Source organism: Streptomyces sp. CA-251387, from assembly GCF_050936625.1.
Taxonomy (GTDB): domain Bacteria; phylum Actinomycetota; class Actinomycetes; order Streptomycetales; family Streptomycetaceae; genus Streptomyces.
Map to the genome: position 1 here is coordinate 3,863,423 of NZ_JBNJMJ010000001.1, position 26,918 is coordinate 3,890,340.

Here is a 26,918-nt window from a genome sequence, read left to right on the forward strand (position 1 = left end):
ACAGCACGCGAGGGCACCCCTCGGGGTGCCCTCGACATGGAGGTGGTGCTCACTTGCCGGAGACGGTCACCGTCTCGTCGTTCTTCAGCTGCTCCACCAGGGTCTTCACCTTCGCGGTGTCCCACTGGAGGTTGCCGTTCGCGGAGTTGCCCGAGATCGGCATGTTCATGGACTTGCCCTCGCCGCCGCTGACGCCCTTCATCGCCCAGAACATGGACGCCAGGTCCCACAGGCTCATGTCCTTGTCGACGATCAGGGAGTCCAGGCCGGCGCCCATGGTCGGGTACAGCTTGAAGGGGTTCAGGACGGTGCCCGGCGTCGCGACCTGGTTGGCCAGGGCCGACAGGAACTTCTGCTGGTTCTTCGTGCGGTCCAGGTCGGAGCCGGCCAGCGCGTACCGGGTGCGGACGAAGGCGAGCGCCTCCTCGCCGTTCAGGGTCTGCTTGCCCTTCTTGAAGTCCGCGCCGGACTTGGAGTCCTTGATGTCCTGCGGGATGTCGATCTCGACACCGCCGACCGAGTCGACGATGTTCGCGAAGCCCGCGAAGCCGATCTCGACGTAGTGGTCGATGTGCAGACCGGTGTTGGCCTCGACGGTGCGGACCAGCAGCTCGGGACCGTCCTCGGCGTACGCCGCGTTCAGCTTCACCTGACGGCCGGTGCCCTGGTAGAGCTTCCCGGAGTCGGAGCCCTTGTACGACGGGATGGTGACGTTCGAGTCGCGGGGCAGGGAGATCAGCGTGTCGCCGTTGCTGCCGGTGTGCAGGATCATCATCGAGTCCGTGCGCTTGCCCTCGGCGGACCCGGTGTGCAGCTTCTTCTTCTCCTCGGCCGACATGCCCGCACGGCTGTCGGAGCCGACGATCAGGTAGTTCGTGCCCTCGCCCGCCTCCGGCCGGTCGATGACCTTGGACAGGTCGACCTCGCGGTTGAGCTTGCCGTCGGCCCAGAAGTAGGTGGCGACGGTCGTCACGGCCAGCACCGTCACCAGGGTTATCGCAGTCACCTTGATACGGCGCCGCCAGTTCGGCGCGGGCCGCGGCTCGCGCATCCCCGTACCGCCGGAGCCGCCGCCCCCGCCGTAGACCTGGCCCGTGTTGTAGCCGCTGTCGTATCCGTCGTCGTAGGCGGCGTCGTCGCCGTAGCCACCGTGGCCCCGGCCGTTCACGTACGACGGCTGCTGCGGCACCCCGCCGTAGCCCTGGCCGGGCGGTGCCGCCGGACCGCGGCGGACCTGGCGCATCACGCGCGCGCCTTCAGGCTGTGCGCTCGCGCTGCCGCGTCCGTAACGGTTGCCGCGGTTGTCGTCGGACCATCCCTGGGGCCAGTCATTCATGCGCCCCACTATGCAGGGCACGGCCAGGTGTCTTACAAGGTTCGGCGGAAAATAGGGGCACGGCTGTTGCGAACCCAACACAAAGTCCGCGAATGTCGACGCGGCATAAGGTGGAGGCCATGACAGACCAGGTCACCACCGCGGAGTCGGGCACTCCGGAGATCCCGGGCAAGCCGACATCGGCGTCCCGCACCACCCTCAGCCACATCATGACCCACAACGACACGAACCTTCTGGGGACGGTGCACGGCGGTGTGATCATGAAGCTCGTCGACGATGCCGCGGGCGCGGTGGCCGGCCGGCACAGCGGCGGCCCCGCCGTCACCGCGTCCATGGACGAGATGGCCTTCCTGGAGCCGGTCCGCGTCGGCGACCTCGTCCATGTGAAAGCCCAGGTCAACTGGACCGGGCGCACCTCGATGGAGGTCGGTGTACGCGTCCTGGCCGAGCGCTGGAACGAGTCGGCGCCACCCACCCAGGTCGGCTCGGCCTACCTGGTGTTCGCGGCGGTGGACGCCGACGGCAAGCCGCGCCGGGTGCCGCCGGTGATACCGGAGACCGAGCGCGACAAGCGGCGGTACCAGGAGGCGCAGATCAGGCGGACGCACCGGCTGGCGCGGCGGCGGGCGATCAAGGAGCTGCGGGAGAAGCGGCTGGCGGAGGGGTTCGAGGACTGAGGACCGGGGCTGAGACGCGGGGCTGAGGCCCGGCTCGAGGTTGGGAAACTAATGAGGGGCGCCCCGGTGGGGGCGCCCCTCAGTGCACAGCTCAGCAGCCTTTACGGCAGGTTGCGGGCCATGACGATCCGCTGGACCTGGTTCGTGCCCTCGTAGATCTGCGTGATCTTGGCGTCGCGCATCATGCGCTCGACCGGGTAGTCACGGGTGTAGCCGTACCCGCCGAGGAGCTGGACGGCGTCCGTGGTGACCTCCATCGCCACGTCCGAGGCGAAGCACTTGGCGGCGGCGCCCAGGTAGGTGAGGTCGGCGTCGCCGCGCTCGGAGGCGGCGGCGGCCTGGTAGGTCAGGGCGCGGGCGGCCGAGATCTTCATCGCCATGTCGGCGAGCATGAACTGGATGCCCTGGAAGTCGGCGATCGGCTTGCCGAACTGCTTGCGCTCCTGGACGTAGCCCTTGGCGTAGTCGAGGGCGCCCTGGGCAATGCCGAGGGCCTGCGCGGCGATGGTGATGCGGGTGTGGTCCAGCGTCTTCATCGCCGTCGCGAAGCCGGTGCCCTCCTCGCCGATCATGCGGTCGGCCGGGATGCGAACGTTGTCCAGGTAGACCTCGCGCGTCGGCGAGCCCTTGATGCCGAGCTTCTTCTCGGGGGCGCCGAAGGAGACGCCCTCGTCCGACTTCTCGACGACGAAGGCGCTGATGCCCTTGGAGCGCTTGCTCGGGTCCGTGACCGCCATCACCGTGTAGTACTCGGAGACGCCGGCGTTGGTGATCCAGCGCTTCACGCCGTTCAGGACCCAGTGGTCGCCGTCGCGGACCGCCTTCGTCTTCATTCCGGCCGCATCCGAACCGGCGTCGGGCTCGGAGAGGCAGTACGAGAACATGCCGTCGCCCTTGGCGAGCGGCGTCATGTACTTCTTCTTCAGGTCCTCGGAGCCGGAGAGGATCACGGGCAGGGAGCCCAGCTTGTTCACGGCCGGGATGAGGGAGGAGCTCGCGCAGACCCGCGCGACCTCCTCGATCACTATCACCGTCGCCAGCGCGTCCGCGCCCGCGCCGCCGTACTCCTCGGGCACGTGCACCGCGTGCAGGTCGTTCGCGACCAGCGCCTCCAGCGCCTCCTGCGGGAAGCGGGCCTCCTCGTCCACCGCGGCGGCGTACGGCGCGATCTTCGCCTCGGCCAGGGAGCGGATGGCGTCACGGAGCATGTCGTGCTCCTCGGACGGGCGGTACAGGTCGAAGTCAGCCGATCCGGCCAAGGTCTCTCACGCTCCAAGGACGCTGGGTTGCAAGTGCGATGCTGGCGCTAATTACCGTTAAGTAACTCAAATTTTAGGGGTCGGCTCACGGGAGTGATACGTGAGCTTGGCGACAGCGGGGAAGTTGCCCGTCGGACCCGCCGACTATGCTCAGGCCCGCACTGCCCCGTCCTCGTTTGCTGGAGTCTCCATGGCCCTGAAGATCACCGTGATCGGTACCGGCTATCTCGGCGCCACCCACGCCGCGGCCATGGCCGAGCTCGGGTTCGAGGTGCTGGGGCTGGATGTCGTGCCCGAGAAGATCGAGATGCTTCAGCGGGGCCAGGTCCCGATGTTCGAGCCGGGTCTTGAGGAGCTGCTGCGCAAGCACGTCGCCGGCATCGAGGGGTCGACCGGGCGGCTGCGGTTCACCATGGACTGGGCCGAGGTCGGGGAGTTCGGTGATGTCCACTTCGTGTGCGTCAACACTCCGCAGCGCCATGGCGAGTACGCCTGCGACATGTCGTACGTCGACGCCGCCTTCGCCGCGCTGGCCCCGCATCTGAAGAACGCCGCCCTCGTCGTCGGCAAGTCCACCGTCCCCGTCGGCTCCGCGGACCGCCTCGCCGCGTACCTCGCCGAGCACGCGCCGGCCGGTGAGGACGCCGAGCTGGCCTGGAACCCGGAGTTCCTGCGCGAGGGCTTCGCCGTCGAGGACACGCTCCAGCCGGACCGGATCGTGGTCGGCGTCCGCAGCGAGCGGGCCGAGAAGCTGTTGCGCGAGGTGTACGCCACGCCGATCGCCGCCGGATCCCCCTTCGTCGTCACCGACTTCCCCACCGCCGAGCTGGTGAAGACCTCCGCCAACTCCTTCCTCGCCACCAAGATCTCCTTCATCAACGCGATGGCGGAGGTCTGCGAGGCCGCCGGCGGCGATGTCGCCAAGCTCGCGGAGGCCATCGGGTACGACGACCGGATCGGCCGGAAGTTCCTGCGGGCCGGCATCGGCTTCGGCGGCGGCTGTCTGCCCAAGGACATCCGCGCCTTCATGGCCCGGGCCGGTGAGCTGGGCGCCGACCAGGCGCTGACGTTCCTGCGCGAGATCGACTCCATCAACATGCGTCAGCGCGGCCAGATGGTGGAGCTCGCCCGGCAGGCGCTGGGCGGCGGGCCCTTCCTCGGCAAGCGGGTCGCGGTGCTCGGCGCCACCTTCAAGCCCGACTCGGACGACGTACGGGACTCGCCCGCGCTGAACGTCGCCGGGCAGATCCACCTCCAGGGCGGCCAGGTCACGGTGTACGACCCCAAGGGCATGGTGAACGCCCGCCGCCTCTTCCCGACCCTCGGCTATGCCGACAGCGCGATCGACGCGGTGCGGGGCGCCGATGTCGTCCTGCATCTGACGGAATGGCGGGAATTCCGCGAGCTCGATCCGGCGGCGCTCGGTGAGGCCGCGGCGGCGCGGGTCATTCTCGACGGACGCAATGCCCTGGACCCGGAGCTGTGGCGGAAGGCCGGCTGGGCTTATCGGGCGATGGGGCGGCCGACGGCCTGAATTACGGTCGGGCTCTTCGGCAGGAGAATTGCGGTGCCCGCACGGCCCCTCCCTTCGGCGGAGGGGCCGACTGCTGCCTGTGTCGCCCGCGCCCAGCCCCCGCCGAGCCCGGGCGACGACATATGCCGTTCTCCTTGAAATCCCCACCTGCCGCCGAATTCTATTCGAGTAGCGTGAGGGAACAGAAAAGGCCGTCCGCGAATTCTCCACAGTCGCATTGCGCGGAATAACGGCGATCTCAACCGGTCTCACAGTGGGGGTCCCCCCGAAAGAGAGGCACCGCAACAGCCGTTTAACTGGCATGTAGCCGCGTGGAATTCGCGCGCCACTCCACTGGTCCGCGTTCGCCCGTTTGAACGGACCATGCCAGGAGTGATCATGCCCCTGTTCCGCCGGGCTCTGTGGCCGCAGGACCACCGTGACGAACTGGTCGCGGGGGCGCTCGTCGGCGCCGTGGTGGTCGTGCTGGGGTATGCGTCGGGAATCGGCGCCCCCTCCGCCTCCTCCACCCCGAGCGCCGCCCCGCCCGCGGCCACGACACCGTCCGCCCCGGCCGCCCCGGCCCCGCCGACAGCGCCGGGGGACGCCTCAGGAGGAACCCCGGGCGGCTCGACGGGCACCTGGATGCCGCCCGTCACCGGCGGAACCGGCGTCTTCTACCCCGGCGGCACGGGCGAGGACCACACTGGCCACACCGGCGACTCCGGTCACACCGGTCACGGCACCTCCCCCACCCCGCCGGGTTCCACGCCCACGCCCTCCCCGTCCGACCCGGCCACCACCCCGCCACCCACCGACGGCGACGGTGACGGCAGCTGCGAGGACGGCGAGGTCCGTCTCGTACGACCGCTCCTCACCGGCCTCACCGAGCCCGTCTTCGGCCTCCTCAACCCCACGCCCGAGGCCTCCCCGACCCCTCAGCCCTCCCCCTGTGTCGGCCTCGCTCCCCTCTCCTCCCTGCTCGGCGGCACGCCCACCCCCACGCCGGCCCCCTCCCCGGAGGCGACGCCATGACGCCGCGCCGCGCCCTCGCCCTCCTCGTCCTCACGCCGCTCCTCTACGTCCTCCTCGGCACCCCGTACGCCTCCGCCCACACCGAGCTGGTCACCTCCAGCCCCGCCAACGGCGCCGAGCTGAAGCGGGCTCCCGAGCACCTCACCCTCACCTTCGACGAGCCGGTCGAGGTCGCCGACGTACGCGTGATGACGCTGGACGGCGACCGGCTGCCGGTGTCCCTCGTGCCCGGGCACAAGGGCGAAGTCGTACGGGCCGCCCTCGGGCACCCGGCGGACGGCGCTTTCGCCGTCGTCTGGTCGGTCGTCGACGAGGAGGACGGGCATGCCTCGTCCGGCCGCCTCGACTTCGGCGTCGGCGCGCCCGCCGACCGGGACCGCGGCGACGAGGCCGCGCCCGCACCGTCCCCCCTGGTGCGGAAGGGCCTCGTCGCCGCCCGCTGGGCCGGCTATCTCTCGCTGGCGCTGTTCGTCGGCGGCCTCGCCTTCGTCACGCTGCTGTGGCCGCGCGGCGCGCACGAGCCGCGGGCCCGGGCACTGCTGGGCCTGGCCTGGACGTGCGGGCTGCTGACGTCGGTGGCGGGCATCGGCCTCCAGGGCGCGTACGCCACCCTCGGCAGCCTGCGTGACACCGTGCGCGCCGAGACGTACGCGGACGTCCTGACCGCCGAGCCCGGCGTCGTGCTCGCCGCCCGCGTCCTGCTGTGGGTGCTCGCGGCGGTGGTGCTGAGCGCACTGCTGCAGGGCGGGCCCCGCACCTCCCGCTCCCCCGGCTGGCGGGTCGGCGCGCTCGCCGTCTGCCTCGGGCTGCTGCGGGCGACCGGCATGGCGGGCCACAACTCCGAGGGCAGCGAGCCCACTTGGGGCGCGGTCGCCGACCTCGTGCATCTGCTCGGTGTGTCGCTGTGGGTCGGCGGGCTGGTCATGCTCGCGGTGGCCGTACTGCCGCGGCGCCGGGCCGGGGAGTTGGCCGCGGTGGTGCCGGGCTACGCACGGCTGGCGGCGACCGGCGTGGCGGGCATCGTCGCGGCCGGGCTGGTGCTGGCGTGGCAGGTCGTGGGGTCGTACGACGCCCTGCTGCACACCTCGTACGGGCGGTTGCTGCTCCTGAAGACGGCCGTGCTCGGCGTCGTCCTGCTCGCCGCCCTCGCCAGCCGTCAGTGGGTGCGCACCCGCCTCGATCTCGCCGTGCTGCTGCGCGGTGACGCCGCCGCCGTGCGGCCCTTCGGTTACTCGGTCGCGGCCGAGACGGGGCTCGTCCTCGTCGTGCTCGCCGTGACGAGTCTGCTGGTCACGACCCATCCTGGCCAGTGAACTCCCAGTAAAATCAAAGGAGTTGTGTTGAAACGACGTAATGAGAGCGACGCGGCACCGCGCCGCCGGGCGCCCTCGGGCAACCGGGGTCTGCTGGTCGCCGGACTCGGCGCGGCCCTGACCGCGGTGCTCAGCCTGGGGCTGCTCCAGGCCGCCTCGGGCACCTCGGCGTCCGGGGCCTCCACGGCGGACGCGGGCGCGGCTCAGGCGCCCGCGGCCGCCGCGGCGCAGGCCCAGCCGGCCGCCGATGCGGCGCCGGACCACCAGGTCGACATCATGAACAACAAGTTCGGCGACGGGAAGCAACTCGTCGTCGAGGTCGGCGACACGGTCCGCTGGACCAACCACGACAGCGTGCCGCACACGGTCACCACGACCAAGGGCCCGAAGAAGTTCGACTCGGGCACGCTGGAGCAGGGCGACTCGTGGTCGTACACCTTCACCACGGCCGGGACGTACGAGTACTACTGCGCGGTGCACCCCGACATGGTCGCGTCCGTGAAGGTCGTGGCCGCCGACGGCGGCGGGTCGTCCGGAGGTTCCGGCGGTTCGTCCGGGGGCACCTCGGGCGGATCCGGCGGCGGCTCCTCCGGTGGGTCCGGCTCCGGGGGCGGCTCGGGCGGTACGTCCGGTGGCACTTCCGGCGGTTCGTCGGGAGGCACGTCCGGTGGCGCGTCGGGCGGTACGTCCGGCGGCGGCTCCGGTGACGACGACCAGTGCACCAGCGCCCGGGATGTGCTGCTGCCGATCCTCCAGCACCTCAACGCGGCACACCTGGAGCGGTCCCCGGGCCAGCAGGTGCAGGACGCGCTCGCGCTGGACGCGTATATCAAGACGCACACGGTGTGGATCGAGAGCATCCTGACGCCCGCCACCGAGGGCGGCGGCACGGTCCTCGACGACACGCTCAGCGTGCTCCTCGACCACATCAACAAGGCGCACCTGGAGGAGTCGCCCGGGCAGCAGGTCGCCGATCTGCTGAACGCCGACAGCTACGTGCAGATGCACACGGTCTGGGCGGAGCACCTGCTCGCCCCCACCGAGGACTTCCTCACCAACAGCTGCTGACATGCCCGTGCGGAAAGACGGACGCCGGTCCGGCCGAGGCTCAGTCGGCCGGACCGGCGCTCCCCCATTGTCCCCGTCACCGCAGCCCTTCCGGAACCGCTTTCCAAGGAGACCGGGATGACAACCGTCACCCTGCCCGTCGACCCGCCCCCGCCCGGGGCGCCCGGTACGGCCGCCCCCTGGCTGCCGCTGCCCGGCCGCTACACCGTGGCCCCCGGCCGCTCGCTCGTCGAACTCACCGGCCTGTGCGGCCCGTTGCCCGTACGCCGTCGCCGTCTCACCCTCGCAGCCGCGTCGCTCACGGTGTCGGCCGCCGAGGAACACACCGAGGAACAAACCGAGAAACACCTCACCCTCCGCTTCGAGTTCGACGACCCCCACCTCAAGGGCGTCCTCACCCTCCACCACGCCCACGAGAGCGCCGGCACGGTTCAGCTGACCGGTGACCTCGGCATCGACGGCACCGACTTCCCCGTGCTGCTGCGGCTGCGGGTCGTCGAGCGGGCCGACGACCGGCTGCTCGGCGTCGGGGTGGCCCGGCTCCCGTACCGGCTGCTGCGGCGCGCCACCGGCTTCCGGTTCGGCCGGCTGCGTCCCACCACCCGGCTGCGGCTGCTGGTCGCCGGGGAGTTCGCGTGAGGGCGGCCCGGCGAGCGGTCCCGGGCGCCGTCGTCGCCGTAGCCGTACTGCTGGGGCTGCTGTTCGTGGTGCCGGGCGGACGGGCTTCGGCGGCGACGTACCGGGTGACCATGAGCGGGTACGCGTACCGCCCCGCGACCCTGACGATCCCCGCCGGTGCCACGGTGACCTGGACCAACGACGACACCGCCCCCCACGACGTGAAGACCACGTCCGCTCCGGCCGCCTTCCACTCGCCCATGCTGAACAAGGGCGGGAGCTGGAGCTTCACGTTCATGACACCGGGGACGTACGCCTACTACTGCACCGTCCACCCGAACATGACGGCCCGGATCGTGGTCGAGGCGGCACCGAGGACGTCGGCGCCCGAACCGACGCCCACTCACCAGCACGCGGGGTCAGGATCGTCGAGCCATCACACCACCGCGCCGAACCGGCCAACGGCGACGCACTCACCGAGGCCGACGCCCACCCAGTCCACCCCGTCCCCATCGGCTCCGGCGGCCGCGCAGCAGGTATCGCCGTCACCGACGCCCACACCGACCGCGGCGCCGCAGACCCAGGTCACCGCCTCGACGACCCGCCCACTGGACCCCCTGCTGGTCCTGACCGGGATCGTCGCGGGAGTCGCGGTGCTGTGCCTGCTGCTCGTGGGGTCGCGGGCGTCCCGCACACGCGAGGAAGCGGAGGAGAACTAGCCGGCGTCCTTGGCCCGATACCGCCGCATCTTCGCCCGCGCCCCGCACACCTGCATGGAACACCACCGACCGCGGCCCGCCGGGCTGCGGTCGTAATACGCCCAGTGGCAGTCGACCGCCTCGCACGCCTTCAGCCGGGTCCAGGTGCCCTCCACGAGGGCCTGGGCGATCGCCGCCGCGATCCGGGAGGGCAGTGGGGCCGCCTCGGCGGGAGCCAGGGTGGCCGAGCCGTCGGCGGCGTCGACCACGACGACCAGCGGGCTCGCCGCCAGCAACTGCCCCAGCGGCGTCACCGCCCGGTGCGGCGGATGGCCCGCGTGCGCGAGGAGCGCCACCCGCAGGGACTCCCGCAGCTCCCGCGCCCCCGGCACGTCCTCCTCGGCCAGCCCGAAGCGTGCCCGGCCCTCCGCCGTGTCCAGCGAGTCGGCACCCGACTCGATGTCCAGCGTGTTGACCAGGGACTCGACCAGCTCCAGACCCCCGGGCGCGGGCGACCTCTCACTCATGGCTGCACGCTACCTCCCGCTGCTCCCCTTGCGACGTTACCTCCTATGGGGGAGTATGCAGTAACGGTGTTACCCCTTGCCGGACGGTAGGGGTAACCGAGCTTCAAGGAGGAAGTCATGGCCATTGCCGAACTGGGCGTCGTCGTCCTGGACTGTCCCGACCCCCGCTCCCTCGCCGGCTTCTACGCGCGCGTGCTCGGCGGCGACGTCGAGGGGGAGGGAGACTGGGTGGACCTGAAGGTGCCCGGCGGGCAGTCGCTCGCGTTCCAGGCCGCCCCCGGGTTCGTACCGCCGAAGTGGCCCGCCGCCGATCACTCGCAGCAGTTCCATCTGGACCTGACCGTCGAGGACCTGGACGCGGCCGAGGCAGAGGTACTGGCCCTGGGCGCGAAGCCACTGGACGCCGAGGACCGCTCGCGCGGCTTCCGGGTTTACGCGGATCCGGCGGGGCACCCGTTCTGCCTGTGCGCCTGCTGATTCCGTGCGCCCGCTGATCACGCCTTGACCGCCGGGAGGATCCCATGGCCGCCGTGACCCGTCTGCGTTCCGTCGTCATCGACTGCCCCGACCCGCGCGCCCTCGCCCGCTTCTACGCCGGCGTAGGCGGCGGTACGCCGGAGGAGGACGACCCCGAGTGGGTCGTCCTCCAGCTCCCGGGCGGGCCACGGCTGGCCTTTCAGCCGGCGCCCGGTTACACCCCGCCGGAGTGGCCGCGGGCGGACCGCAACTCGCAGCAGTTCCACCTCGACTTCGACGCCGGGTCCACCTGGGAGGAGGTCGACGCGGCTCAGCAGAAGGTGCTGGGGCTGGGCGCGCGGCTGCTGCACGCGGAGGACAAGGACGATTTCCGGGTGTACGCCGATCCGGCGGGGCATCCGTTCTGCCTCTGCCGCATCGTGCACTCCTGATCCGGCACCGGCAACGGCTACCCGTCGAGGTCCGCGATCTTGGCCGTCGACGGCTCCCGGCGCCGCTGTGCCTCCCGCGCCGTGAAGTCGGCCTCGCGCAGCACCCGCTGGACATTGCCCCAGGTCAGCAGCGCGATATCGGCTTCGGGCCAGCCCCGGCGCAGCAGCTCGGCGATGAGGTGGGGGTAGCGGGAGGCGTCGGCGAGGTCCTGGGGGTGGGCGGTGCCGGCGTCGTACGCGCCGGAGAGGCCGACGCACTCGGGGCCCGCCACCTCGCGGACGTGGTCGAGGTGGTCGGCGACGTCCCGGACGGACGGGCCGGTCTGCTCGGCGGTCAGCGGCACCAGGCACAAGCCGTGCGCGGCGCCCAGCACGGCGAGCAGGTCGTCGGGGATGTTGGCCGGGTGGGCGCGCAGGGCGCGGGCGGCGGAGCGGGCGCACACGACCGGGGCTTTGGAGACCGCGCACGCGCGGCGGACGGTGTCGGCGGAGGCGCCGGAGAGGTCGGCCAGCACACCGAGGCGGTTCATCTCGCGCAGGACCTCCTCGCCGAACCGGGTCAGCCCCGCCTCGCTCGCCCAGGAGGTGCCGGACAGGGTGAGGGCGCGCAGCCCGAGCTCGTGCAGGCAGCGCAGGATGGCGAGCGAGTCGCCGAGGGCGGCGGCTGCCGCGGGGCCGAGCAGGACGGCGATACGGCCGGTGTGGCGGGCGTCGGTGATCGGCCCTGGGGCGTCGGCGAGGCGCAGGCTCTCGGGGTGGCCCCGTACGACGGTCTTCACCAGGTCCAGCTGGTCCAGCGTGGCCGCGACGGCCCGGTCCCCGGCCGGTTCCTCGGGCAGGTGGAGCGCCCAGAACAGCGCGGCGACGTGGCCTTCGCGCATTCGCGGCACATCCGTGTCGACGGCGCCCTCGCCGAGCTCCAGGTCGACCCCGGGGAGGTGGCGCAGCGCCGACGGGAGTCCGCTGTAGCCGTCGGCGACGGGGTGGTCGTCGAGCAGGGCATGGGCGCGGTCGAGGAGGTCGGTGTCGGGGCCTTCGGCCGGGCCGGTGACCGGTTCGGACGCCTTTGCGGGGAGCGGGTCGGGCAGGCCGTCGAGTTCGCCGACCTCGGGGCTGGTGTCCAGTTCGTCCTTGAGGTCTGCCATGGCGGTCTCCGTACGTGCTCGGGATCCTGATCAGCAGTACGGTTCACCGTCGCACGGACGCGGAGCTGCTTCCTGGTGGGCGGGGCGTTCGGGGGTACGGGAGGCGGGGGTGCCGATCAGCGCTCCCGGGCCGCCTCGATCACCTCGTCCAGGGTGTCCCGGGAGCGGACGAGGTCGGCGATCATGCGGTCGATGCGGTCGCGCTCGGCGGTGAGGTCCTCGACCAGCCGGGGCGTGGCGATGGCGGAGGGGCCGCCGTCGGTGTCCCGCATGCAGGGCAGCAGCTGGGCGATCCTGCTGCTGTGCAGCCCGGCGGCGAACAGCTCCTGGATCCGGATGACCCGGTCGACGGCCGCTTCCGGGTAGTCGCGGTGCCCGCCGGGGGTGCGGTCGGCGCGCAGCAGCCCCTGGGTCTCGTAGTAGCGCAGCGAGCGCTCGCTCACTCCGGTGCGCCGGGCCAGTTCTCCGATCCGCATGCCGTCGCCCCCTGCTCGGTCCGGGCTTGAATCTGACACTGATGTCAGGTTCTAGCGTACGGGCATGAGGCAGACACCGGACTTCCTGACACCGGCCCGGCTGGGCCGGCTCGAACTTCCCCACCACCTCGTGATGGCGCCACTCACCCGCAACCGCGCGGAAGCCGACGGCACCCCGACCACCCTGATGGTCACCCACTACGCCCAGCGCGCCACCGCCGGCCTGATCATCGGCGAGGCCTCGACGCCGAACGCGGTCGGGCAGACGTACCCGAACATCACCGCGATGCACACCGACCGGCACATGGCCGGTTGGCGGCGGGTGACCGAGGCCGTGCGGGCGGGCGGCGGACGGATGTTCCTGCAGCTCCAGCACGGCGGGCGGGTCAGCCACCCGGCGACCACCGGTCTGACGCCGGTCGCACCTTCCCCCGTACCCCTGCCGGAGACGATCTTCACTCCGCGCGGGCACCGGCCCGCCGTCGTCCCCCGGGAGATGACCGCGGACGACATCCGGGCCACCGCCGCCGACTTCGCCGCAGCGGCCCGGCGGGCCGTCGAGGCGGGCTTCGAGGGCGTCGAGGTGCACTCGGCCAACGGTCATCTGCTGCACCAGTTCCTCGCCGGGAACACCAACCGCAGGACGGACGGATACGGCGGGCCGGTGGAGCGGAGGGTGCGGTTCACGGCGGCGGTCACCGAGGCGGTGGCCGACGCGATCGGCGCCGACCGGGTGGGCGTGCGGATCTCCCCGGGGAACACCGTCAACGGCATCGAGGAGGACGACACCGACGTCCTCTACCCGGCGCTGGTGGCCCGGCTGAAGGACCTGGACCTGGCCTATCTGCACCTCGTGCACGCCGACCCGGACACGGCGGTGTACCGACGGATCCGCGCCGACTGGCCCGGCGTCCTCATCGGCAACCCGGTCCTGCCCGGCCTCACCACCGAGGCCGTCACCCGGGCCGCCACGGACATGCTGGCCGCCGGAGCCGACCTGGTCGCCCTCGGCCGGCCGTTCCTCGCCAACCCGGACCTGGTCACGCGGCTGCGGCTCGGGGCGCCACTCAACCCGGTGCGGGAGCGGTACCTGATGTACACGGGCGGGGCGACCGGCTACACCGACTACCCCGCCCTCGGCGATCAGCCGTCCAGTCCGTCCAGTTCCTCGATGGTCGCGTTGGACGGCCCCCGCGTCGCCTGAAGGTCGCGGGCCACGTCCTCCGCCGCGCCCAGCACGCGTACGGCGTTCTGCCAGGTCAGCTTGGCCAGGTCGGGCTTCGACCAGCCGCGGTCCAGCAGCTCGGCGATCAGGTTCGGGTAGCCGGAGACGTCGTTCAGGCCGTCCGGGGTGAAGGCGGTGCCGTCGTAGTCGCCGCCGATGCCCAGGTGGTCGACGCCGACGATCTCGCGCATGTGGTCCAGGTGGTCGGCGACCGTGGACACGGTGGCGACCGGGCGCGGGTTGCTCTCCTCGAAGGCGCGGTGCACCTTCATCGCCTCGGCGGTCGTGTCGAGGTGGTGGAAGCCGTGGGCGCGCATGTTCTCGTCGGCCGCGGCCGTCCAGTCCACCGCCGCCTGGAGCACGAACTTCGGCACGAACGTCACCATCGCGACGCCGCCGTTGCCGGGAAGGCGTTCCAGGACGTCGTCGGGGATGTTGCGCGGGTGGTCGCACACCGCGCGGGCGGAGGAGTGGGAGAAGATCACCGGGGCGGTGGAGGTGTCCAGCGCGTCGCGCATCGTCGTGGCCGCCACGTGCGAGAGGTCGACCAGCATGCCCTCGCGGTTCATCTCCCGGACGACCTCGCGGCCGAAGGCCGACAGGCCGCCGACGTTCGGTTCGTCCGTCGCCGAGTCGGCCCACGCGATGTTGTCGTTGTGGGTGAGGGTCATGTAGCGGACGCCGAGCGCGTACAGCGCACGGAGCGTGGCCAGGGAGCCCGCGATCGAGTGGCCGCCTTCGGCGCCCATGAGGGAGGCGATACGGCCCTCCGCGCGAGCTGTCTCCATGTCCGCCGCCGTCAGCGCCGGGCGCAGGTCCTTCGGGTAGCGCGCCAGCAACTGCCGTACGCAGTCGATCTGTTCGAGCGTGGCGCTGACCGCCGTGTCACCGGCGTAGTCGGACCGTACGAACACCGACCAGAACTGCGCGCCCACACCGCCCTCGCGCAGGCGGGGGATGTCGGTGTGCAGATGGGCGGCCTGGTCGGTGGCGATGTCGCGGGCGTCGAGGTCGTAGCGGACCTGGGCGCGCAGGGCCCACGGGAGGTCGTTGTGGCCGTCGACGACCGGGAACTCGCGCAGGAGTTCCCGGGCTGCCCCCAGCGAAGCGGAGGTCATCGGCGTCACTTCCCCGCGCCGAAGCCGAACCCGCCCGCGCCGTCGACCTTGGCCCGCAGGCGCTTGCCCTTCTCGGTGGCCTGGTCGTTCAGGTCCTGCTGGAACTCGCGCATCCGCTGGAGCAGCTCCTCGTCGTGGGCGGCGAGGATGCGGGCGGCGAGCAGACCGGCGTTGCGGGCACCGGCGACCGAGACGGTGGCGACGGGCACGCCGGCCGGCATCTGCACGATCGACAGCAGGGAGTCCATGCCGTCGAGGTACTTCAGCGGGACGGGGACGCCGATGACCGGGAGGGGCGTGACGGAGGCGAGCATGCCCGGCAGGTGGGCGGCTCCTCCGGCCCCGGCGATGATCACCTTGAGCCCGCGCTCGGCGGCCTGCTCACCGTACGTGATCATCTCGCGCGGCATACGGTGCGCGGAGACGACGTCGACCTCGTACTCGATCTCGAACTCGTCGAGGGCCTGGGCGGCGGCCTCCATGACGGGCCAGTCGGAGTCCGAACCCATGACGATGCCCACGACGGGGCCGGCAGCGGTGCTCATTCGGTGATGGTGCCTCTCAGGTAGCCGGCTGCGTGACGGGCGCGCTCCAGCACGTCGTCCAGGTCGTCGCCGTAGGTGTTGACGTGACCGACCTTGCGGCCGGGCTTCACGTCCTTGCCGTACATGTGGATCTTCAGCTGGGGGTCGCGGGCCATGCAGTGCAGGTACGCGGAGTACATGTCCGGGAAGTCGCCGCCGAGGACGTTGACCATGACCGTCCACTTGGCGCGCGGGCGCGGGTCGCCGAGGGGGAGGTCGAGGACGGCCCGGACGTGGTTGGCGAACTGGGACGTGATCGCGCCGTCCTGGGTCCAGTGGCCCGAGTTGTGGGGGCGCATCGCGAGTTCGTTGACGAGGATGCGGCCGTCGCGGGTCTGGAACAGCTCGACGGCGAGGTGGCCGACGACGCCGAGTTCCTTGGCGATGGTCAGGGCCATCTCCTCGGCCTTGAGCGCGAGGGTCTCGTCGAGGTCGGGGGCCGGGGCGATGACGGTGTCGCAGACGCCGTTGACCTGCTGGGACTCGACCACGGGGTAGGCGACGGCCTGGCCGTGCGGGGAGCGCACGACGTTGGCGGCGAGCTCGCGGACGTAGTCGACCTTCTCCTCGGCGAGGACGGGGACACCGGCGCGGAACGGGTCCGCGGCCTCCTCCACCGAGTCGACGACCCAGACGCCCTTGCCGTCGTAGCCGCCGCGGACGGTCTTCAGGACGACGGGGAATCCCCCACTCTCGGCTTCGCTCGAACGGGAGGTGCCCCCACCGCCCTCCGCGCCGTCGGGAAGGCCTTCGCGCGCGAACGCGGCCACGTCGGCCGGGTCGCTCACGATGCGGTGCCGTGGGCAGGGCACGCCGATCGCGTCGAGTTTCGCGCGCATCACGCCCTTGTCCTGGGCGTGCACGAGCGCGTCGGGGCCCGGGCGTACGGGGATGCCGTCCGCCTCCAGGGCCCTGAGGTGCTCGGTGGGTACGTGTTCGTGATCGAAGGTGATCACATCGCACCCGCGCGCGAAGTCGCGCAGCGTGTCCAGGTCGCGATAGTCGCCGATGACGACATCGCTGACGACCTGCGCCGCGGAATCCTGAGGGGTGTCACTGAGGAGCTTGAACCTGATGCCCAGCGGGATGCCTGCCTCGTGTGTCATACGAGCGAGCTGGCCCCCGCCGACCATGCCGACTACCGGGAACGTCACGCCCCTAGGGTATCGGCCGCGCGGGGGCGACCCTCTTACCGGACTTTTCCGGGGCTCTTCCCGACCTGTTCCCGACCTATGACCTCGCGCACAGGCAATCGCCGAGGGGGGTGGTTAGCATGGCTGGGTTGACGAAACCGATCGGCACATGACCGACACATCGACCGACAGGAGCCTTCACGACCATGGGACGTGGTTCCTCGGGGCTTCATGCGGCGCCTCCGGTACCCCGCAGTGCCGTTCGGCAGCGCTTCGACCGGCTGGTGCGTGAGGTCGCCAAGTTCGGTGCGGTGGGGGGAGCGGGGCTCCTGGTCAATCTCCTCGTGTTCAACCTGGTGCGGCATGTGACCGACCTCCAGGTGGTGCGGGCGAGCGTCATCGCGACCGTCGTCGCGATCGCCTTCAACTACCTCGGCTTCCGGTACTTCACGTACCGGGATCGCGACAAGGGTCGCCGTACGAAGGAACTGGGACTGTTCCTGCTGTTCAGCGTGGTCGGGCTGGTGATCGAGAACGGTGTGCTGTACGCGGCGACGTACGGGTTCGGCTGGGACAGTCCGCTGCAGAGCAACGTCTTCAAGTTCCTCGGGATCGGTATCGCGACGTTGTTCCGGTTCTGGTCGTATCGGACGTGGGTGTTCCGGGCGCTTCCCTCGGAGGAGGGGGCGGTGGCCGATGCGGAATCGTTCCTGACGAGGCGGCAGCCGGAGACGGAGAAGCCGCGGGTCGGGCAGCGGGTGGGCTGAGCTGCCCGGCGCGGGGGGGCCTGGGGTTTTCTCGCCCCCGCCACCCCTACCCGTCCCATCCTCCAGGGGCGCTGCCCCTTCGACCCCGCCTCCTGGGGGCTGCCGCCCCGAGACCCCCGCTTCGGCCCTGAAGGGGCCTCGTCCTCAAACGCCGGACGGGCTGAGTGATGCGGGCCGGCGTCGAGAAGCAGCGCGTTCGCCGCAGCTCGCCCCGCTGTTCGTCCCCGCCGTCACCTGACCGTCGGCCCCGAAGTCTGCGTCGGTTTCTTCGTCGGGGGTGTGCGGGAGAGGAACAGGGCGATGACCGGGGGCTTGGTCTGGAGCATTTCCAGGCGGCCGCCGTCCGCTTCCGCGAGGTCGCGGGCGACCGCGAGGCCGATGCCCGTGGAGTTGCGGCCGCTGATGGCGCGCTCGAAGATGCGGGCGCCCAGGTCCGCCGGGATGCCGGGGCCCTCGTCCGTGACCTCGATGACCGCCTGGTTGCCGGTGACGCGGGTGCGCAGCGCCACCGTGCCGCCGCCGTGCATGAGGGAGTTCTCGATCAGGGCCGCCAGGACCTGGGCGACGGCGCCCGGCGTGCCGACCGCCTGCAGGTGGCGCTTGCCCGAGCTGACGATCGCCCTCCCGGCGCTGCGGTACGCCGGACGCCACTCCGCCAGCTGCTGCTGGATGACCTCGTCCAGGTCGAAGGTGACGGCGGAGCCGTTGCGGGGGTCCCGGGAGTTGGTCAGGAGGCGTTCCACCACGTCCGTGAGGCGCTCCACCTGCGTCAGGGCGATCGTCGCCTCCTCCTTCACCGTGTCGAGATCCTCGGTGAGGGTGATCTCCTCCAGGCGCATAGAGAGGGCCGTGAGCGGGGTGCGGAGTTGGTGGGAGGCGTCCGCCGCCAGCCGGCGTTCCGCCGTCAGCATGCGGGCGATGCGCTCGGCCGAGGAGTCCAGTACGTCCGCCACGCGGTCCAGCTCCGGGACGCCGTACCGCTTGTGGCGCGGGCGAGGGTCGCCCGAGCCGAGGCGTTCCGCCGTCTCCGCGAGGTCGGTGAGCGGGGAGGCGAGGCGGTTCGCCTGGCGCACCGCCAGCAGGACCGCCGCGATCACCGCCAGCAGCGCCACCGCCCCGATGATCAGCAACGTACGGCCGACCTCCCGCGTCACCGACGAACGCGGCTCCTGCACGGTGACCGTCTCACCCTCCTCGCCGGTCTCCTTGGCGCTGATGACCTCACCGGTCGGCCTGGTGCCGACCTCGATCACCGGCTTGCCCGGAATCCGGATCTCGGCGTAACGATCCCCCTGGATCTGCTCCCGCAGCGCCTTCGCGTCGACGGTCTCGTCCCCGAGCAGCCGGCTGTCCACAATGCTGACCAGCCGCACCGCCTCGGTGTCCACCCGTTCCTGCGCGGTGCTGGTGATCGTCCGCGTCTCGACGATCACCAGTGACACGCCGAACACAGCGATCACGACGAGAACGACCGCGAGGGTGGACTGGATGAGACGGCGACGCAAGGGACGATCCTTAGGGCGGTGACTTCACAACGACCAGTACGGCAGCGCCCCTACAGGGGCGCGGGGAACTGCGCGACCAGCCCCCGACGGCCGTCAGTCGCCCAGCTCACACTGGCCCCGACGGCGCGACCGCCTCAGCTCTTCTCGAACCGGAAACCCACTCCCCGCACCGTGGCGATGTACCGAGGGTTGGCCGCGTCGTCGCCGAGCTTCTTCCGCAGCCACGAGATGTGCATGTCGAGCGTCTTGGTCGACGACCACCACGTCGTGTCCCAGACCTCCCGCATCAGCTGATCCCGGGTGACCACGCGCCCGGCGTCCCGCACCAGCACCCGCAGCAGATCGAACTCCTTGGCCGTGAGCTGGAGTTCCTCGTCCCCCATCCACGCCCGGTGCGACTCGACGTCGATCCGCACCCCGTGCGTCGCGGGCGGCTGCTGCGGCTCCGCCGCCCCGCGCCGGAGCAGGGCCCGCACCCGCGCGAGCAGCTCGGCCAGCCGGAACGGCTTGGTGACGTAGTCGTCGGCGCCCGCGTCCAGGCCGACGACGGTGTCCACCTCGTCGGCGCGCGCGGTCAGGATGAGGATCGGCACGGTGTGACCGTCGGCACGCAGGCGACGGGCCACCTCCAGGCCGTCCATGCCGGGCAGGCCGAGGTCCAGCACGACCAGGTCGACGCCGCCCTGCATTCCTGCGTCGAGTGCGGTGGGTCCGTCCTCCCGCACCTCGACCTCGTACCCTTCCCGACGCAGTGCGCGGGCCAGCGGCTCCGAAATGGACGCGTCGTCCTCGGCGAGCAGTACACGGGTCATGAGCTGATGGTAGTCCGCCCATGACAAGAGCTGGGGTGTGATCGGACGCCTTGATTCTTACCGTTCTTCAGGGCGTCTCTTACCTTCCGGGGGCGTGGTACAGACCTATGCCTAGGAGGTGCAATCCTGGAAAGGACCTTGGAAAGGGTGCCTGCGGTTCCCTCGACACCTGTGATCCGTGTCTCAAGTCCTTCCATTTCCGGCAGTGTCCTGACGTATGGTGAATCTACGCCTGTAGCACTGCAGGGACCTTCGGCGGCACTTGACGCTGAGGGTCTCTTTTATGTGCGCGTGAAAAGGAATGACCTGTGGCCGGGCCCCTGAAGACGGGGGCGTGGATCCCGGCGGTCGCCGTCTTCCGCTCCGAGACCCGGAGCGGGACTCCCCCGGGCGTGGGACGGGCGGCCGTACCCGCCGGTGCCGGCCGCCCCCCACCGGGCGCGTGACCGTTCGACGTCGGTGCGCGTCCCGACCAGCAAGGATCGACCATGGCGTCCAGCCTGACGAAGGACTCGGTCTCCCCGGGCACCCCCGGCTCCGAGAAGACCTTCTTCGGCCACCCCCGCGGTATGGCCACGCTTTTCATGACGGAGATGTGGGAGCGCTTTTCCTGGTACGGAATGCGCGGCATCCTCGTCCTCTATCTGATCGCGGGTGTCCTCGACGGCCCGTTGGCGGGCCGGGAAGCCCTGGCCGCGTCGATCTACGGTGTGTACAACGCGGTCGTGTACATGGCCGCCATGCCCGGTGGCTGGGTCGCCGACCGCCTCTGGGGCGCCCGTAAGGCCGTGCTCGTCGGCGGCATCGTCATCGCCGCCGGCCACTTCACGCTGGCGATCCCCGCGGACATCGCCTTCTTCTGCGGTCTCGGCCTGATCGCGATCGGCACCGGTCTGCTGAAGCCGAACATCTCCGCGATGGTCGGCGGCCTCTACGAGGGCCAGCCCAGCGCCCGCCGCGACGCCGGCTTCACGCTCTTCTACATGGCGATCAACATCGGTGGCATGGCCGCCCCGCTGGTCGTCGGCTACCTCGGCGAGAACGTCGACTGGCACCTCGGCTTCGGTGTCGCCGGTGTCGGTATGACCCTCGCCGTCCTCCAGTACGTCCGCGGCGGCCGCCACCTCGGCGACATCGGCAAGCAGCCCGGCACGCCGGCCTCCCCGGAGGAGAAGCGGGCCGCGCTGCGCAAGGTCGCGCTGTGGGGCGGCATCGCCGTCGCCGCGCTGGTGCTGGACATCGCGCTGGGTACGTACGACATCGAGCACATCGTCAACGTGCTCGCGGTCCTCGGCATCGTGGTCCCGATCGTCTACTTCGTGACGATGTACCGGAACCCGGCCCTGGCCTCCGAGGACAAGCCGAAGATCCAGGCCTTCGCCTGGTTCTTCGCCACCGCCGTGCTGTTCTGGATGATCTACGACCAGTCCGGTTCGCTGCTGACGATCTTCGCGGACGGCAAGACCGACCGCATGATCGGCGGCTGGGAGTTCCCGGCGTCCTGGTACCAGTCGGTGAACCCCGCCATGGTCATCGTGCTCGCCCCGATCTTCGCCGCTGTGTGGGTGAAGCTGGCCCGGCGCGACCGTGAGCCCAGCACGCCCATGAAGTTCGCCCTGGCGATGCTCCTCATCGGTGGCTCGTTCGGCATCATGGGCCTGGCCGGCGCCGCCGCCGCGAACAGCGACACGGGCAAGGTCACCGTCTTCTGGCTGCTGAGCGTCTACCTCGTGCAGACCCTGGGCGAGATGTGCCTGTCGCCGGTGGGCCTGTCCCTGTCGACGAAGCTGGCGCCGAAGCAGTTCGTGGGCCAGATCATGGGTCTGTGGTTCCTGGCCACGGCGACGGGCAACGCGCTCAACGGCTGGACCACCAAACTGAACGCTCCGCTGGGTGACGCCGTGTACTACTCGATGTGGGCCGTCATCGCCGTTGCCGCGGGGCTGGCGTTCATGATGGCCGGGCGCAAGATCCGGGCGCTGATGGGCGACGTCCGCTAGCGCGGTGCTCGAGCCGACGGGGCCGCTGGGATCCAAGTGGGTTTCAGCGGCCCCGTCGCTTTCGGTGCTGTGCGCGGTTCCCCGCGCCCCTGGGAGGTCGGCTAGCGCAGTCTGCGTCCTGGCATGAAGGTGAAGACCGCTCCGCCCAGCAACAGCGCCGTCCCCGCCACCAGACCCAGTGCCTTCAGCGCACCATGGTCCTCCGCTCCCGTCGCCGCCAGGCCGCCGTCCGTCGAGGAGCCGCCCGCGGAACCGCCGGTCGAGCCGCCGCCGGACGCGCCGCTCGCCTGCTCGGTCGTGTCCAGGGTCAGGGACACCTCCGTCTTCGTCGGTGTGCACGTCGTCGTCGTGCCCAGGGCCTTCACCGTCAGGACGCCTGGTGAGAGCGTCGACTCTCCGCTCGCCCCCGGCTTGTACGTGCCCGTCAGGTCCGGGATCTCTATCGGGTCGCCCGCCTTGATGGCCTCGGAGTTGGTGGGGCCCTCGACATGGACCGTGCCTTTGTCCGCGCCGCCCAGGACGACCTCCATGGACGGCTTGACCGAGTCCTTGGGGATGTCGGCGGGGCTGTCCATCACCGACTTCTTGAACTGGACCGTCAGGTCGAAGCTCCCGCCGTTCTTCTTGGCGTTGATCTGGACCGGCGAGGTCGCTTCCTTGTCGCCGATCGGCGTCTTGCACTCGTACGGGACCTGGACCTCCTTGCCCGTGAAGTCGCCCTGGCCGCCGCCCCCGCCACCCGTGCTGGAACCGCCGGCGTCCCCGCCCGTCTCGCTCTCACTCGGCGTCGGAGTCGGAGTCGGAGTCGGGCTCGACGACCCCGTCGGCAGACCGGTCGGCACACTCGTCGGCAGCGTCGGCACGACCGTCGGCAATCCTCCCGTCGTACCGCCCGAGCCCCCGCCCGCGTCCGTCACCTTGATCGTGGCCGCCGGCTTCACCGTCTCCTTGGGCGTGCACTTGGTGTCCGTCGAGATCGGCTTGTTGACGTTGATGTTGTACGCGTCCGGCGTCAGGGACACCTCACCCGGTGCCGTCAGCTTCAGCGTGCCCTTCATGTCGGACAGCTTCATGTCGCTGTTCTTGGGGATCGGCGGGTTCTGCCGCGGGCCCTGCATCGCGATGTCGGCCGTCTGCGCGCCCGCCGCCTTCAGCGTTCCCGTCGGCTGGACCGTGTCCTTCTCCAGGTCGAGGATGTCGGGGTTCTTCGACGCCGCCTGGACGAACTTCCAGACGATCTGCACCTCGTCGCCGACCTTCGCCTCCGCGGGCGCGGTGATCTCCACCTTGGTCGTGCCCTGGACCGGCGGCAGCCCGGAGATCGCGGGCGGGATGCACTCGGTCGCGTACGACACCTCGGCCGCCTGCGCGGGCGCGGCTGCCACGCCGAGCAGCACACCCGCGCCGCCGAGCATCAGGGCGACGCCCGCCGCGCTCGCTCTCCGAGGGCTCCGAGAGTTCCGAGGACTGCGAGAGTTCCGAGGACTGCGGGGGCTCCGTGGCCCGACCGGTGTGACTCTCCTTCGCTTGCTCACGTGGATCCCTTCCTGGTGGGAGTCGTAGGACTCGTCGGGCTGTCGTCGTGCGGTGCGGAGAGCCGACCGGCCGTGCCCGGGGCGTTGTCCGGGGTGAACCACGGCAGGGTCGATGAGGAGGAAGAGGGAAGGGCGTGCCTCGCCTCTTCCCGGGGCTTGAGCCCCGGTATGCGCAGGGCCGCTTCGGGCAGGCGGAAGCCGCGACGGCGGGACGTCTGCCGCGGCCGTACCCGGTCCACCACCGCCATCCCGATGCGGAACAACGCCGCCGGTACGACCAGGCAGACCAGGACCCAGAACAGCGTCACACCCCAGGGCCGGCCCACGCCCCAGGGCTGTTCGGCCATCACCTTGCCGCCGTACTTCAGGGAGACGGTGTAGTCGCCGTGCGCCCCGGCGGCGAGCTCCACCGGCAGCTCGATCCGTGCCTTCTTCCCCGGCTGGATCGTGCCGCGCCACTGCTGTTCCTGCCACTCGGGGGCGAACACGCCGTGGGAGGTGCCGACTTGGAAGACCGGGTTCCTGACGGCGGAGGTGCCCACATTGCCGACGGTGAAGACGAGCGTGCGGGCGGGCGGGGCGCCGAACCAGGTCAGCAGGCCACCGGAGCCGTCCAGCCGGGTGTCGGTGAGGACCGACAGGCGTCCGCCCGCCGGTTCCGCGGGCAGCGGCTCGACCGCGTGCCCGGCCACCTGGAAGATCGCGTCGGCCTCGGCCTTCGCCCCGGTCACCGTCGCCACGTGCACCACGCACGGGCAGGGCACGGGCGGCTCGGCCACCGGCAGCTTCCGGCTGAAGCGCCCCTCGGCGTCCGTCGTCACGGCCCTGCCGTCCGCGTTGGCGCAGGAGTTGGTGCCGCCGGTCACACCTGTCGACGGCACGGACTGGCCGCAGATCAGGATCATCAGCAGGGCGCGGGGCCGCCACCTCTCACCGGTGACGGTGATCGACCCACCTGTCCCCGCCTGGGACTTGGAGAGCCTCACGGTGGGCGGGTCCGCGGCCGAGGCGGGCTGCACGATCGCCACCAGCGGGATCAGACACAGCAGCGCCAGCAGCGCGCCGCGCACCTTGCCGTTCACCGCACAGCTCCCGTCGACTCGACCTTCCTGGCCGGCGGTTCGGGGACCGGCTCGCCGCCGCTTCCCGGCCTACGGCCCCCACGACGTCGTACGACGAAGAAGGCACCCATCGCCGCGACCGCCCCCGCGCCCCCCGCCACCGCGCCCGACGGCACGAACCGCGCCGACACCTCCGCCGTGTCCCGCACCCCGCCCGCCGCCGTCACCGTCAGCCGTACGTTGACCGCGTCCAGGGCGGGCCGGTCGGGCCAGGGCTCGGTGAGCTTCGTACGGCTGCCCGGGGGGAGATCGACGGGGAGGGAGCGCGGCCCGCGGTCGAGGACGCTGCCGAGGACGCCGTCCGCTCGGACGGCCAGCCGCGGCTCCAGAGTCGTCGTACCGCGGTTGACCAGCTCGTACGCGATACGGTCGCCGCGCACCGCCACGTGCTCGACGGTCAGAGCGAACACCTCCGGGACGGTGACACGGAGCCGGACCTTCACACGCCGCTCACGGCCGTCCCCGTCGCGGGCGACGATCCCGAGAGTGCGGTCGGCGGCCGGCACGGTCACCGTGAAGGGGACGTCGGCACGCGTGCGGGCAGGGACACGCACGGCGCCGTCCGCGAAGGTCACGCCGGGCCCGCGCAGCCGGACGGTGACCGCCTCGCCGCTCCGGTTGGTCACGGACACCGCGTCCTGCAGGACCGTGCCGGGCTCGCCCTCGCCGTAGAACGCCGGCCGTCCACCTCCGGCGGGCGCGAGCGACCATTGCTCGGCAGCAGTCGCCGTAGGGGCGGCACCGAGCAGGACGAGCAGCGACAGACACAGGACACGGACGGCTGGCGACATGGGCGGCTCCATCAAGGCGGGACGGTTCGGCAGCGCCCCGTAAGGGGCGCGGGGAACTGCGCGACCAGCCACAACGGCGCGGCAGTCAAAAGACGACCCATCGCGGCATTCCCAGCGAAGCGAAACGCTCAGGTCTGATTCCGCCGCGTCAGCCACAGCGCCCCCGCCGCCCCCGCGAGAAGCACCGTGCCGCCGAGGGTGCCGAGGGCGATGGCCGAGTCCTCCGGGCCGGTCTGCGGGAGCTCGGCGCCGGAGCCGGAGCCGCTCTGGGTTCCGCCGCCGCCCCCGCTCGCGGCCGTGACGTCGAGGGTCAGCGAGGGGCCGGGGCTGTTGGTGGGCGTGCACGTGGTCGTCGTGCCGAGCGCCTTGATGGTGAGCACGCCTGCCGTGAAGGTGACCTTGCCGGTCTTCTTCGGGGTGTACGTACCCGTCAGGTCATTGATCTTGATGGGGGTGTTGGCGGGAATCGCCTCCTGGTTGGCGGGACCGGTGACGTTCAGGGTGCCGCTGTCGGCGCCGCCCAGCTTGATGGTGGCGCTCGGGTTCATCGCGCCCTTGCCCAGCTCGACCGGGCTGGACGAGACGCCCTTCTGCCACGACATGGTGATCTTGTAACCGCTGCCGCTCTTGACGCCCTTGATGTCGATGGGCGAGACGGCGCTCTTGTCGCCGATGGGCGTCTTGCAGGCGTAGTTGACGTCGACGACCTCGGCCCGAGCCGCAGGGGCGGCCATCAACACCGCCGAGCCGGCCAGGGCCGCGGCGGTCGCAAGCGCGGCGGTTCGCTTCTGCTTCGACACGGTCCCCTCATTCCTGACGGCACATCAGATCGGCCGTCAAGGTACGCCCGGGGCGTTGAGGAGGGAAGACACGATGCAACCCGGAGTTGTGACGATCCGGGGTGTGCGGGAAGGGGTTCCAGTGGAGAGCGAGCCCCTCAGGGTGACCGTGGGTAACAGGAGATGGCCGGCACCCGAGCAGCCCTCAGCGGAATGGAGACGATGGGAACGGAGACGATTACTCCGTACGGCCGCAGGCGCGCCCTACGCCGGCGCCCCGAGCTCCGCCCACACCGTCTTGCCGGCCGCGCCCGGCGTCCGCACGACCCCCCAGTCCAGACACAGCCGCTGCACGATGAACATGCCGTGGCCGCCGGGGCGGCCCGCGCGGTGGGGGGTGCGGGGTGCGGGCTGGCCCGTGCCCTTGTCGGAGACCTCGATGCGGATCACCTTGTTGTCGCAGGCGATCCACATCTCGTCCGGTCCGCCGGCGTGCAGGCAGGCGTTGGTGACCAGCTCGGAGACGACGAGAAGCACGTCCTCGGCGGCGGCCCGCTGGTCGGCGGTGGCGGCCGGCAGCCAGCCCCACGCGTACAGCGCCTGGCGGGCGAAGTCGCGGGCGAGCGGCACGACGCCGCTCTGGCCGTCGAAGTCCAGCCGACGGACCTGACGTCCCGCCGACGGCCCGCCGGACGACTCGGACCCCTCGGACGCCCCGGAAGCGCCGCTGGGCTCAGGGCCGCGGTCGCCCGGCGAGAATGGCCGGGTGGTGCTCATCAGCGCTTCACCTCACCGATTCACCGATTCACCAGTTCAACGTTCACACAATTCACAAGTCTGTACGCAGAGTCACGCCAGTACACGCCCTTGCCTGATAGGTCGGTCACAGTTCCCCACCCCGGTGGCCGACATCACAGCCGACAGGTTCAGGGTGTCTCCTGCCCGACCGGGCCGAGGGAACACCCCCGTATTCGG

At 71.1% G+C, this 26,918-nt stretch carries 28 protein-coding genes; 13 read left to right on the forward strand and 15 right to left on the reverse strand.

Annotation, left to right across the window (positions count from 1 at the left end):
- Positions 1-49: 49 nt before the first annotated feature.
- Positions 50-1,336 carry an LCP family protein gene (locus tag ACQEV2_RS17060; protein ID WP_433041482.1) on the reverse strand — a complete coding sequence of 429 codons (1,287 nt, stop codon included), beginning with the start codon at positions 1,334-1,336 and terminating at the stop codon, positions 50-52.
- 119 nt (positions 1,337-1,455) lie between these two features.
- Between ACQEV2_RS17060 and ACQEV2_RS17065 the strand changes: the two genes are divergently transcribed.
- Positions 1,456-2,013 (forward strand): acyl-CoA thioesterase, encoded by a 558-nt coding sequence (locus ACQEV2_RS17065; protein ID WP_433041485.1) that lies wholly within the window; start codon positions 1,456-1,458, stop codon positions 2,011-2,013.
- Between the two features lie 101 nt (positions 2,014-2,114).
- Here ACQEV2_RS17065 and ACQEV2_RS17070 read toward each other — a convergent pair whose 3' ends face one another.
- Positions 2,115-3,272: an acyl-CoA dehydrogenase gene (locus tag ACQEV2_RS17070; protein ID WP_433041488.1), complete on the reverse strand. Its 1,158-nt coding sequence runs from the start codon at positions 3,270-3,272 to the stop codon at positions 2,115-2,117.
- Between the two features lie 190 nt (positions 3,273-3,462).
- Here ACQEV2_RS17070 and ACQEV2_RS17075 point away from each other — a divergent pair, with 190 nt between their 5' ends.
- The 6 genes from ACQEV2_RS17075 to ACQEV2_RS17100 all read left to right on the forward strand — a co-directional run bounded on the left by ACQEV2_RS17075 (position 3,463) and on the right by ACQEV2_RS17100 (position 9,538).
- Positions 3,463-4,806 carry a UDP-glucose dehydrogenase family protein gene (locus ACQEV2_RS17075; RefSeq protein ID WP_433041491.1) on the forward strand — a complete coding sequence of 448 codons (1,344 nt, stop codon included), beginning with the start codon at positions 3,463-3,465 and terminating at the stop codon, positions 4,804-4,806.
- Between the two features lie 378 nt (positions 4,807-5,184).
- Positions 5,185-5,820, forward strand: coding sequence for a hypothetical protein (locus ACQEV2_RS17080; RefSeq protein WP_433041494.1), 636 nt, complete (start codon positions 5,185-5,187; stop codon positions 5,818-5,820).
- On the forward strand, positions 5,817-7,133 hold the full coding sequence (locus ACQEV2_RS17085; protein ID WP_433041497.1) for a copper resistance protein CopC: 1,317 nt from the start codon (positions 5,817-5,819) through the stop codon (positions 7,131-7,133). Before ACQEV2_RS17080 ends, ACQEV2_RS17085 begins: the two co-directional genes overlap by 4 nt.
- 27 nt (positions 7,134-7,160) lie before the next feature.
- A complete protein-coding gene (locus ACQEV2_RS17090) occupies positions 7,161-8,201 on the forward strand; it encodes a cupredoxin domain-containing protein (protein ID WP_433041500.1) in 1,041 nt (346 codons plus the stop codon).
- 117 nt (positions 8,202-8,318) lie between these two features.
- Entirely contained in the window at positions 8,319-8,840 is a 522-nt protein-coding gene (locus ACQEV2_RS17095) for a hypothetical protein (RefSeq protein ID WP_433041503.1), read from the forward strand.
- Entirely contained in the window at positions 8,837-9,538 is a 702-nt protein-coding gene (locus tag ACQEV2_RS17100; protein WP_433041506.1) for a cupredoxin domain-containing protein, read from the forward strand. The genes ACQEV2_RS17095 and ACQEV2_RS17100 overlap by 4 nt, the downstream gene beginning before the upstream one ends.
- Here the strand turns inward: ACQEV2_RS17100 and ACQEV2_RS17105 are convergent.
- Complete coding sequence (locus ACQEV2_RS17105) at positions 9,535-10,044, reverse strand: CGNR zinc finger domain-containing protein (protein WP_433041509.1); 510 nt, start codon at positions 10,042-10,044, stop codon at positions 9,535-9,537. The two genes, ACQEV2_RS17100 and ACQEV2_RS17105, sit on opposite strands and share 4 nt — an antisense overlap.
- A 117-nt stretch (positions 10,045-10,161) precedes the next feature.
- On the opposite strand from ACQEV2_RS17105, the gene ACQEV2_RS17110 reads away from it, so the two are divergent.
- Positions 10,162-10,521 carry a VOC family protein gene (locus ACQEV2_RS17110; RefSeq protein WP_433041512.1) on the forward strand — a complete coding sequence of 120 codons (360 nt, stop codon included), beginning with the start codon at positions 10,162-10,164 and terminating at the stop codon, positions 10,519-10,521.
- Between the two features lie 44 nt (positions 10,522-10,565).
- Positions 10,566-10,952 carry a VOC family protein gene (locus ACQEV2_RS17115; RefSeq protein ID WP_433041515.1) on the forward strand — a complete coding sequence of 129 codons (387 nt, stop codon included), beginning with the start codon at positions 10,566-10,568 and terminating at the stop codon, positions 10,950-10,952.
- Positions 10,953-10,969: 17 nt separating this feature from the next.
- Here ACQEV2_RS17115 and ACQEV2_RS17120 read toward each other — a convergent pair whose 3' ends face one another.
- On the reverse strand, positions 10,970-12,097 hold the full coding sequence (locus ACQEV2_RS17120; RefSeq protein ID WP_433041518.1) for a dipeptidase: 1,128 nt from the start codon (positions 12,095-12,097) through the stop codon (positions 10,970-10,972).
- A 116-nt stretch (positions 12,098-12,213) separates the two neighbouring features.
- Complete coding sequence (locus ACQEV2_RS17125; RefSeq protein WP_433041521.1) at positions 12,214-12,573, reverse strand: MerR family transcriptional regulator; 360 nt, start codon at positions 12,571-12,573, stop codon at positions 12,214-12,216.
- A 64-nt stretch (positions 12,574-12,637) separates the two neighbouring features.
- On the opposite strand from ACQEV2_RS17125, the gene ACQEV2_RS17130 reads away from it, so the two are divergent.
- Positions 12,638-13,777 (forward strand): alkene reductase, encoded by a 1,140-nt coding sequence (locus ACQEV2_RS17130; RefSeq protein WP_433041524.1) that lies wholly within the window; start codon positions 12,638-12,640, stop codon positions 13,775-13,777.
- Here the strand turns inward: ACQEV2_RS17130 and ACQEV2_RS17135 are convergent.
- Genes ACQEV2_RS17135 through ACQEV2_RS17145 form a run of 3 tightly spaced genes read right to left on the reverse strand, consistent with a single transcriptional unit; the run spans position 13,717 to position 16,654 of the window.
- Complete coding sequence (locus ACQEV2_RS17135) at positions 13,717-14,916, reverse strand: dipeptidase (protein ID WP_433041527.1); 1,200 nt, start codon at positions 14,914-14,916, stop codon at positions 13,717-13,719. The genes ACQEV2_RS17130 and ACQEV2_RS17135 overlap by 61 nt on opposite strands.
- Before the next feature lie 5 nt (positions 14,917-14,921).
- Positions 14,922-15,461 carry a 5-(carboxyamino)imidazole ribonucleotide mutase gene (gene purE, locus ACQEV2_RS17140; RefSeq protein ID WP_433041530.1) on the reverse strand — a complete coding sequence of 180 codons (540 nt, stop codon included), beginning with the start codon at positions 15,459-15,461 and terminating at the stop codon, positions 14,922-14,924.
- The gene (locus ACQEV2_RS17145; RefSeq protein ID WP_433041533.1) at positions 15,458-16,654 is read right to left on the reverse strand and encodes a 5-(carboxyamino)imidazole ribonucleotide synthase; all 1,197 of its coding nucleotides are present in this window, start codon (positions 16,652-16,654) and stop codon (positions 15,458-15,460) included. The genes purE and ACQEV2_RS17145 overlap by 4 nt, the downstream gene beginning before the upstream one ends.
- Before the next feature lie 185 nt (positions 16,655-16,839).
- Between ACQEV2_RS17145 and ACQEV2_RS17150 the strand changes: the two genes are divergently transcribed.
- The gene (locus ACQEV2_RS17150; protein WP_433041536.1) at positions 16,840-17,400 is read left to right on the forward strand and encodes a GtrA family protein; all 561 of its coding nucleotides are present in this window, start codon (positions 16,840-16,842) and stop codon (positions 17,398-17,400) included.
- A gap of 230 nt (positions 17,401-17,630) precedes the next feature.
- On the opposite strand, the gene ACQEV2_RS17155 is transcribed toward ACQEV2_RS17150, so the two are convergent.
- Complete coding sequence (locus tag ACQEV2_RS17155) at positions 17,631-18,905, reverse strand: ATP-binding protein (protein ID WP_433041539.1); 1,275 nt, start codon at positions 18,903-18,905, stop codon at positions 17,631-17,633.
- Between the two features lie 134 nt (positions 18,906-19,039).
- Complete coding sequence (locus ACQEV2_RS17160; RefSeq protein ID WP_020940464.1) at positions 19,040-19,717, reverse strand: response regulator transcription factor; 678 nt, start codon at positions 19,715-19,717, stop codon at positions 19,040-19,042.
- A gap of 308 nt (positions 19,718-20,025) precedes the next feature.
- On the opposite strand from ACQEV2_RS17160, the gene ACQEV2_RS17165 reads away from it, so the two are divergent.
- Positions 20,026-20,163: a hypothetical protein gene (locus ACQEV2_RS17165; protein ID WP_433041543.1), complete on the forward strand. Its 138-nt coding sequence runs from the start codon at positions 20,026-20,028 to the stop codon at positions 20,161-20,163.
- Between the two features lie 42 nt (positions 20,164-20,205).
- Positions 20,206-21,717 carry a peptide MFS transporter gene (locus ACQEV2_RS17170; protein ID WP_433041546.1) on the forward strand — a complete coding sequence of 504 codons (1,512 nt, stop codon included), beginning with the start codon at positions 20,206-20,208 and terminating at the stop codon, positions 21,715-21,717.
- Positions 21,718-21,818: 101 nt separating this feature from the next.
- Here the strand turns inward: ACQEV2_RS17170 and ACQEV2_RS17175 are convergent, their stop codons facing one another.
- The 5 genes from ACQEV2_RS17175 to ACQEV2_RS17195 all read right to left on the reverse strand — a co-directional run bounded on the left by ACQEV2_RS17175 (position 21,819) and on the right by ACQEV2_RS17195 (position 26,720).
- On the reverse strand, positions 21,819-23,132 hold the full coding sequence (locus tag ACQEV2_RS17175; RefSeq protein WP_433041549.1) for a hypothetical protein: 1,314 nt from the start codon (positions 23,130-23,132) through the stop codon (positions 21,819-21,821).
- A gap of 116 nt (positions 23,133-23,248) precedes the next feature.
- Entirely contained in the window at positions 23,249-24,334 is a 1,086-nt protein-coding gene (locus tag ACQEV2_RS17180; protein WP_433041552.1) for a hypothetical protein, read from the reverse strand.
- Positions 24,331-25,164: a hypothetical protein gene (locus ACQEV2_RS17185; RefSeq protein WP_433041555.1), complete on the reverse strand. Its 834-nt coding sequence runs from the start codon at positions 25,162-25,164 to the stop codon at positions 24,331-24,333. Before ACQEV2_RS17185 ends, ACQEV2_RS17180 begins: the two co-directional genes overlap by 4 nt.
- 128 nt (positions 25,165-25,292) lie before the next feature.
- Positions 25,293-25,964 (reverse strand): LPXTG cell wall anchor domain-containing protein, encoded by a 672-nt coding sequence (locus ACQEV2_RS17190; RefSeq protein WP_433041558.1) that lies wholly within the window; start codon positions 25,962-25,964, stop codon positions 25,293-25,295.
- Between the two features lie 243 nt (positions 25,965-26,207).
- A complete protein-coding gene (locus ACQEV2_RS17195; RefSeq protein WP_433041561.1) occupies positions 26,208-26,720 on the reverse strand; it encodes an ATP-binding protein in 513 nt (170 codons plus the stop codon).
- Between the last annotated feature and the right edge of the window lie 198 nt (positions 26,721-26,918).

What these genes read in the sequence shown, in the direction of transcription:
- ACQEV2_RS17060 (WP_433041482.1), bottom strand. Translation starts at nt 1,336, where the DNA reads ATGAATGACTGGCCCCAGGGATGGTCCGACGACAACCGCGGCAACCGT.
- ACQEV2_RS17065 (WP_433041485.1), top strand. Translation starts at nt 1,456, where the DNA reads ATGACAGACCAGGTCACCACCGCGGAGTCGGGCACTCCGGAGATCCCG.
- ACQEV2_RS17075 (WP_433041491.1), top strand. Translation starts at nt 3,463, where the DNA reads ATGGCCCTGAAGATCACCGTGATCGGTACCGGCTATCTCGGCGCCACC.
- ACQEV2_RS17080 (WP_433041494.1), top strand. Translation starts at nt 5,185, where the DNA reads ATGCCCCTGTTCCGCCGGGCTCTGTGGCCGCAGGACCACCGTGACGAA.
- ACQEV2_RS17085 (WP_433041497.1), top strand. Translation starts at nt 5,817, where the DNA reads ATGACGCCGCGCCGCGCCCTCGCCCTCCTCGTCCTCACGCCGCTCCTC.
- ACQEV2_RS17095 (WP_433041503.1), top strand. Translation starts at nt 8,319, where the DNA reads ATGACAACCGTCACCCTGCCCGTCGACCCGCCCCCGCCCGGGGCGCCC.
- ACQEV2_RS17105 (WP_433041509.1), bottom strand. Translation starts at nt 10,044, where the DNA reads ATGAGTGAGAGGTCGCCCGCGCCCGGGGGTCTGGAGCTGGTCGAGTCC.
- ACQEV2_RS17110 (WP_433041512.1), top strand. Translation starts at nt 10,162, where the DNA reads ATGGCCATTGCCGAACTGGGCGTCGTCGTCCTGGACTGTCCCGACCCC.
- ACQEV2_RS17115 (WP_433041515.1), top strand. Translation starts at nt 10,566, where the DNA reads ATGGCCGCCGTGACCCGTCTGCGTTCCGTCGTCATCGACTGCCCCGAC.
- ACQEV2_RS17120 (WP_433041518.1), bottom strand. Translation starts at nt 12,097, where the DNA reads ATGGCAGACCTCAAGGACGAACTGGACACCAGCCCCGAGGTCGGCGAA.
- ACQEV2_RS17125 (WP_433041521.1), bottom strand. Translation starts at nt 12,573, where the DNA reads ATGCGGATCGGAGAACTGGCCCGGCGCACCGGAGTGAGCGAGCGCTCG.
- ACQEV2_RS17130 (WP_433041524.1), top strand. Translation starts at nt 12,638, where the DNA reads ATGAGGCAGACACCGGACTTCCTGACACCGGCCCGGCTGGGCCGGCTC.
- ACQEV2_RS17135 (WP_433041527.1), bottom strand. Translation starts at nt 14,916, where the DNA reads ATGACCTCCGCTTCGCTGGGGGCAGCCCGGGAACTCCTGCGCGAGTTC.
- purE (WP_433041530.1), bottom strand. Translation starts at nt 15,461, where the DNA reads ATGAGCACCGCTGCCGGCCCCGTCGTGGGCATCGTCATGGGTTCGGAC.
- ACQEV2_RS17150 (WP_433041536.1), top strand. Translation starts at nt 16,840, where the DNA reads ATGGGACGTGGTTCCTCGGGGCTTCATGCGGCGCCTCCGGTACCCCGC.
- ACQEV2_RS17160 (WP_020940464.1), bottom strand. Translation starts at nt 19,717, where the DNA reads ATGACCCGTGTACTGCTCGCCGAGGACGACGCGTCCATTTCGGAGCCG.
- ACQEV2_RS17170 (WP_433041546.1), top strand. Translation starts at nt 20,206, where the DNA reads ATGGCGTCCAGCCTGACGAAGGACTCGGTCTCCCCGGGCACCCCCGGC.
- ACQEV2_RS17175 (WP_433041549.1), bottom strand. Translation starts at nt 23,132, where the DNA reads ATGCTCGGCGGCGCGGGTGTGCTGCTCGGCGTGGCAGCCGCGCCCGCG.
- ACQEV2_RS17185 (WP_433041555.1), bottom strand. Translation starts at nt 25,164, where the DNA reads ATGTCGCCAGCCGTCCGTGTCCTGTGTCTGTCGCTGCTCGTCCTGCTC.
- ACQEV2_RS17195 (WP_433041561.1), bottom strand. Translation starts at nt 26,720, where the DNA reads ATGAGCACCACCCGGCCATTCTCGCCGGGCGACCGCGGCCCTGAGCCC.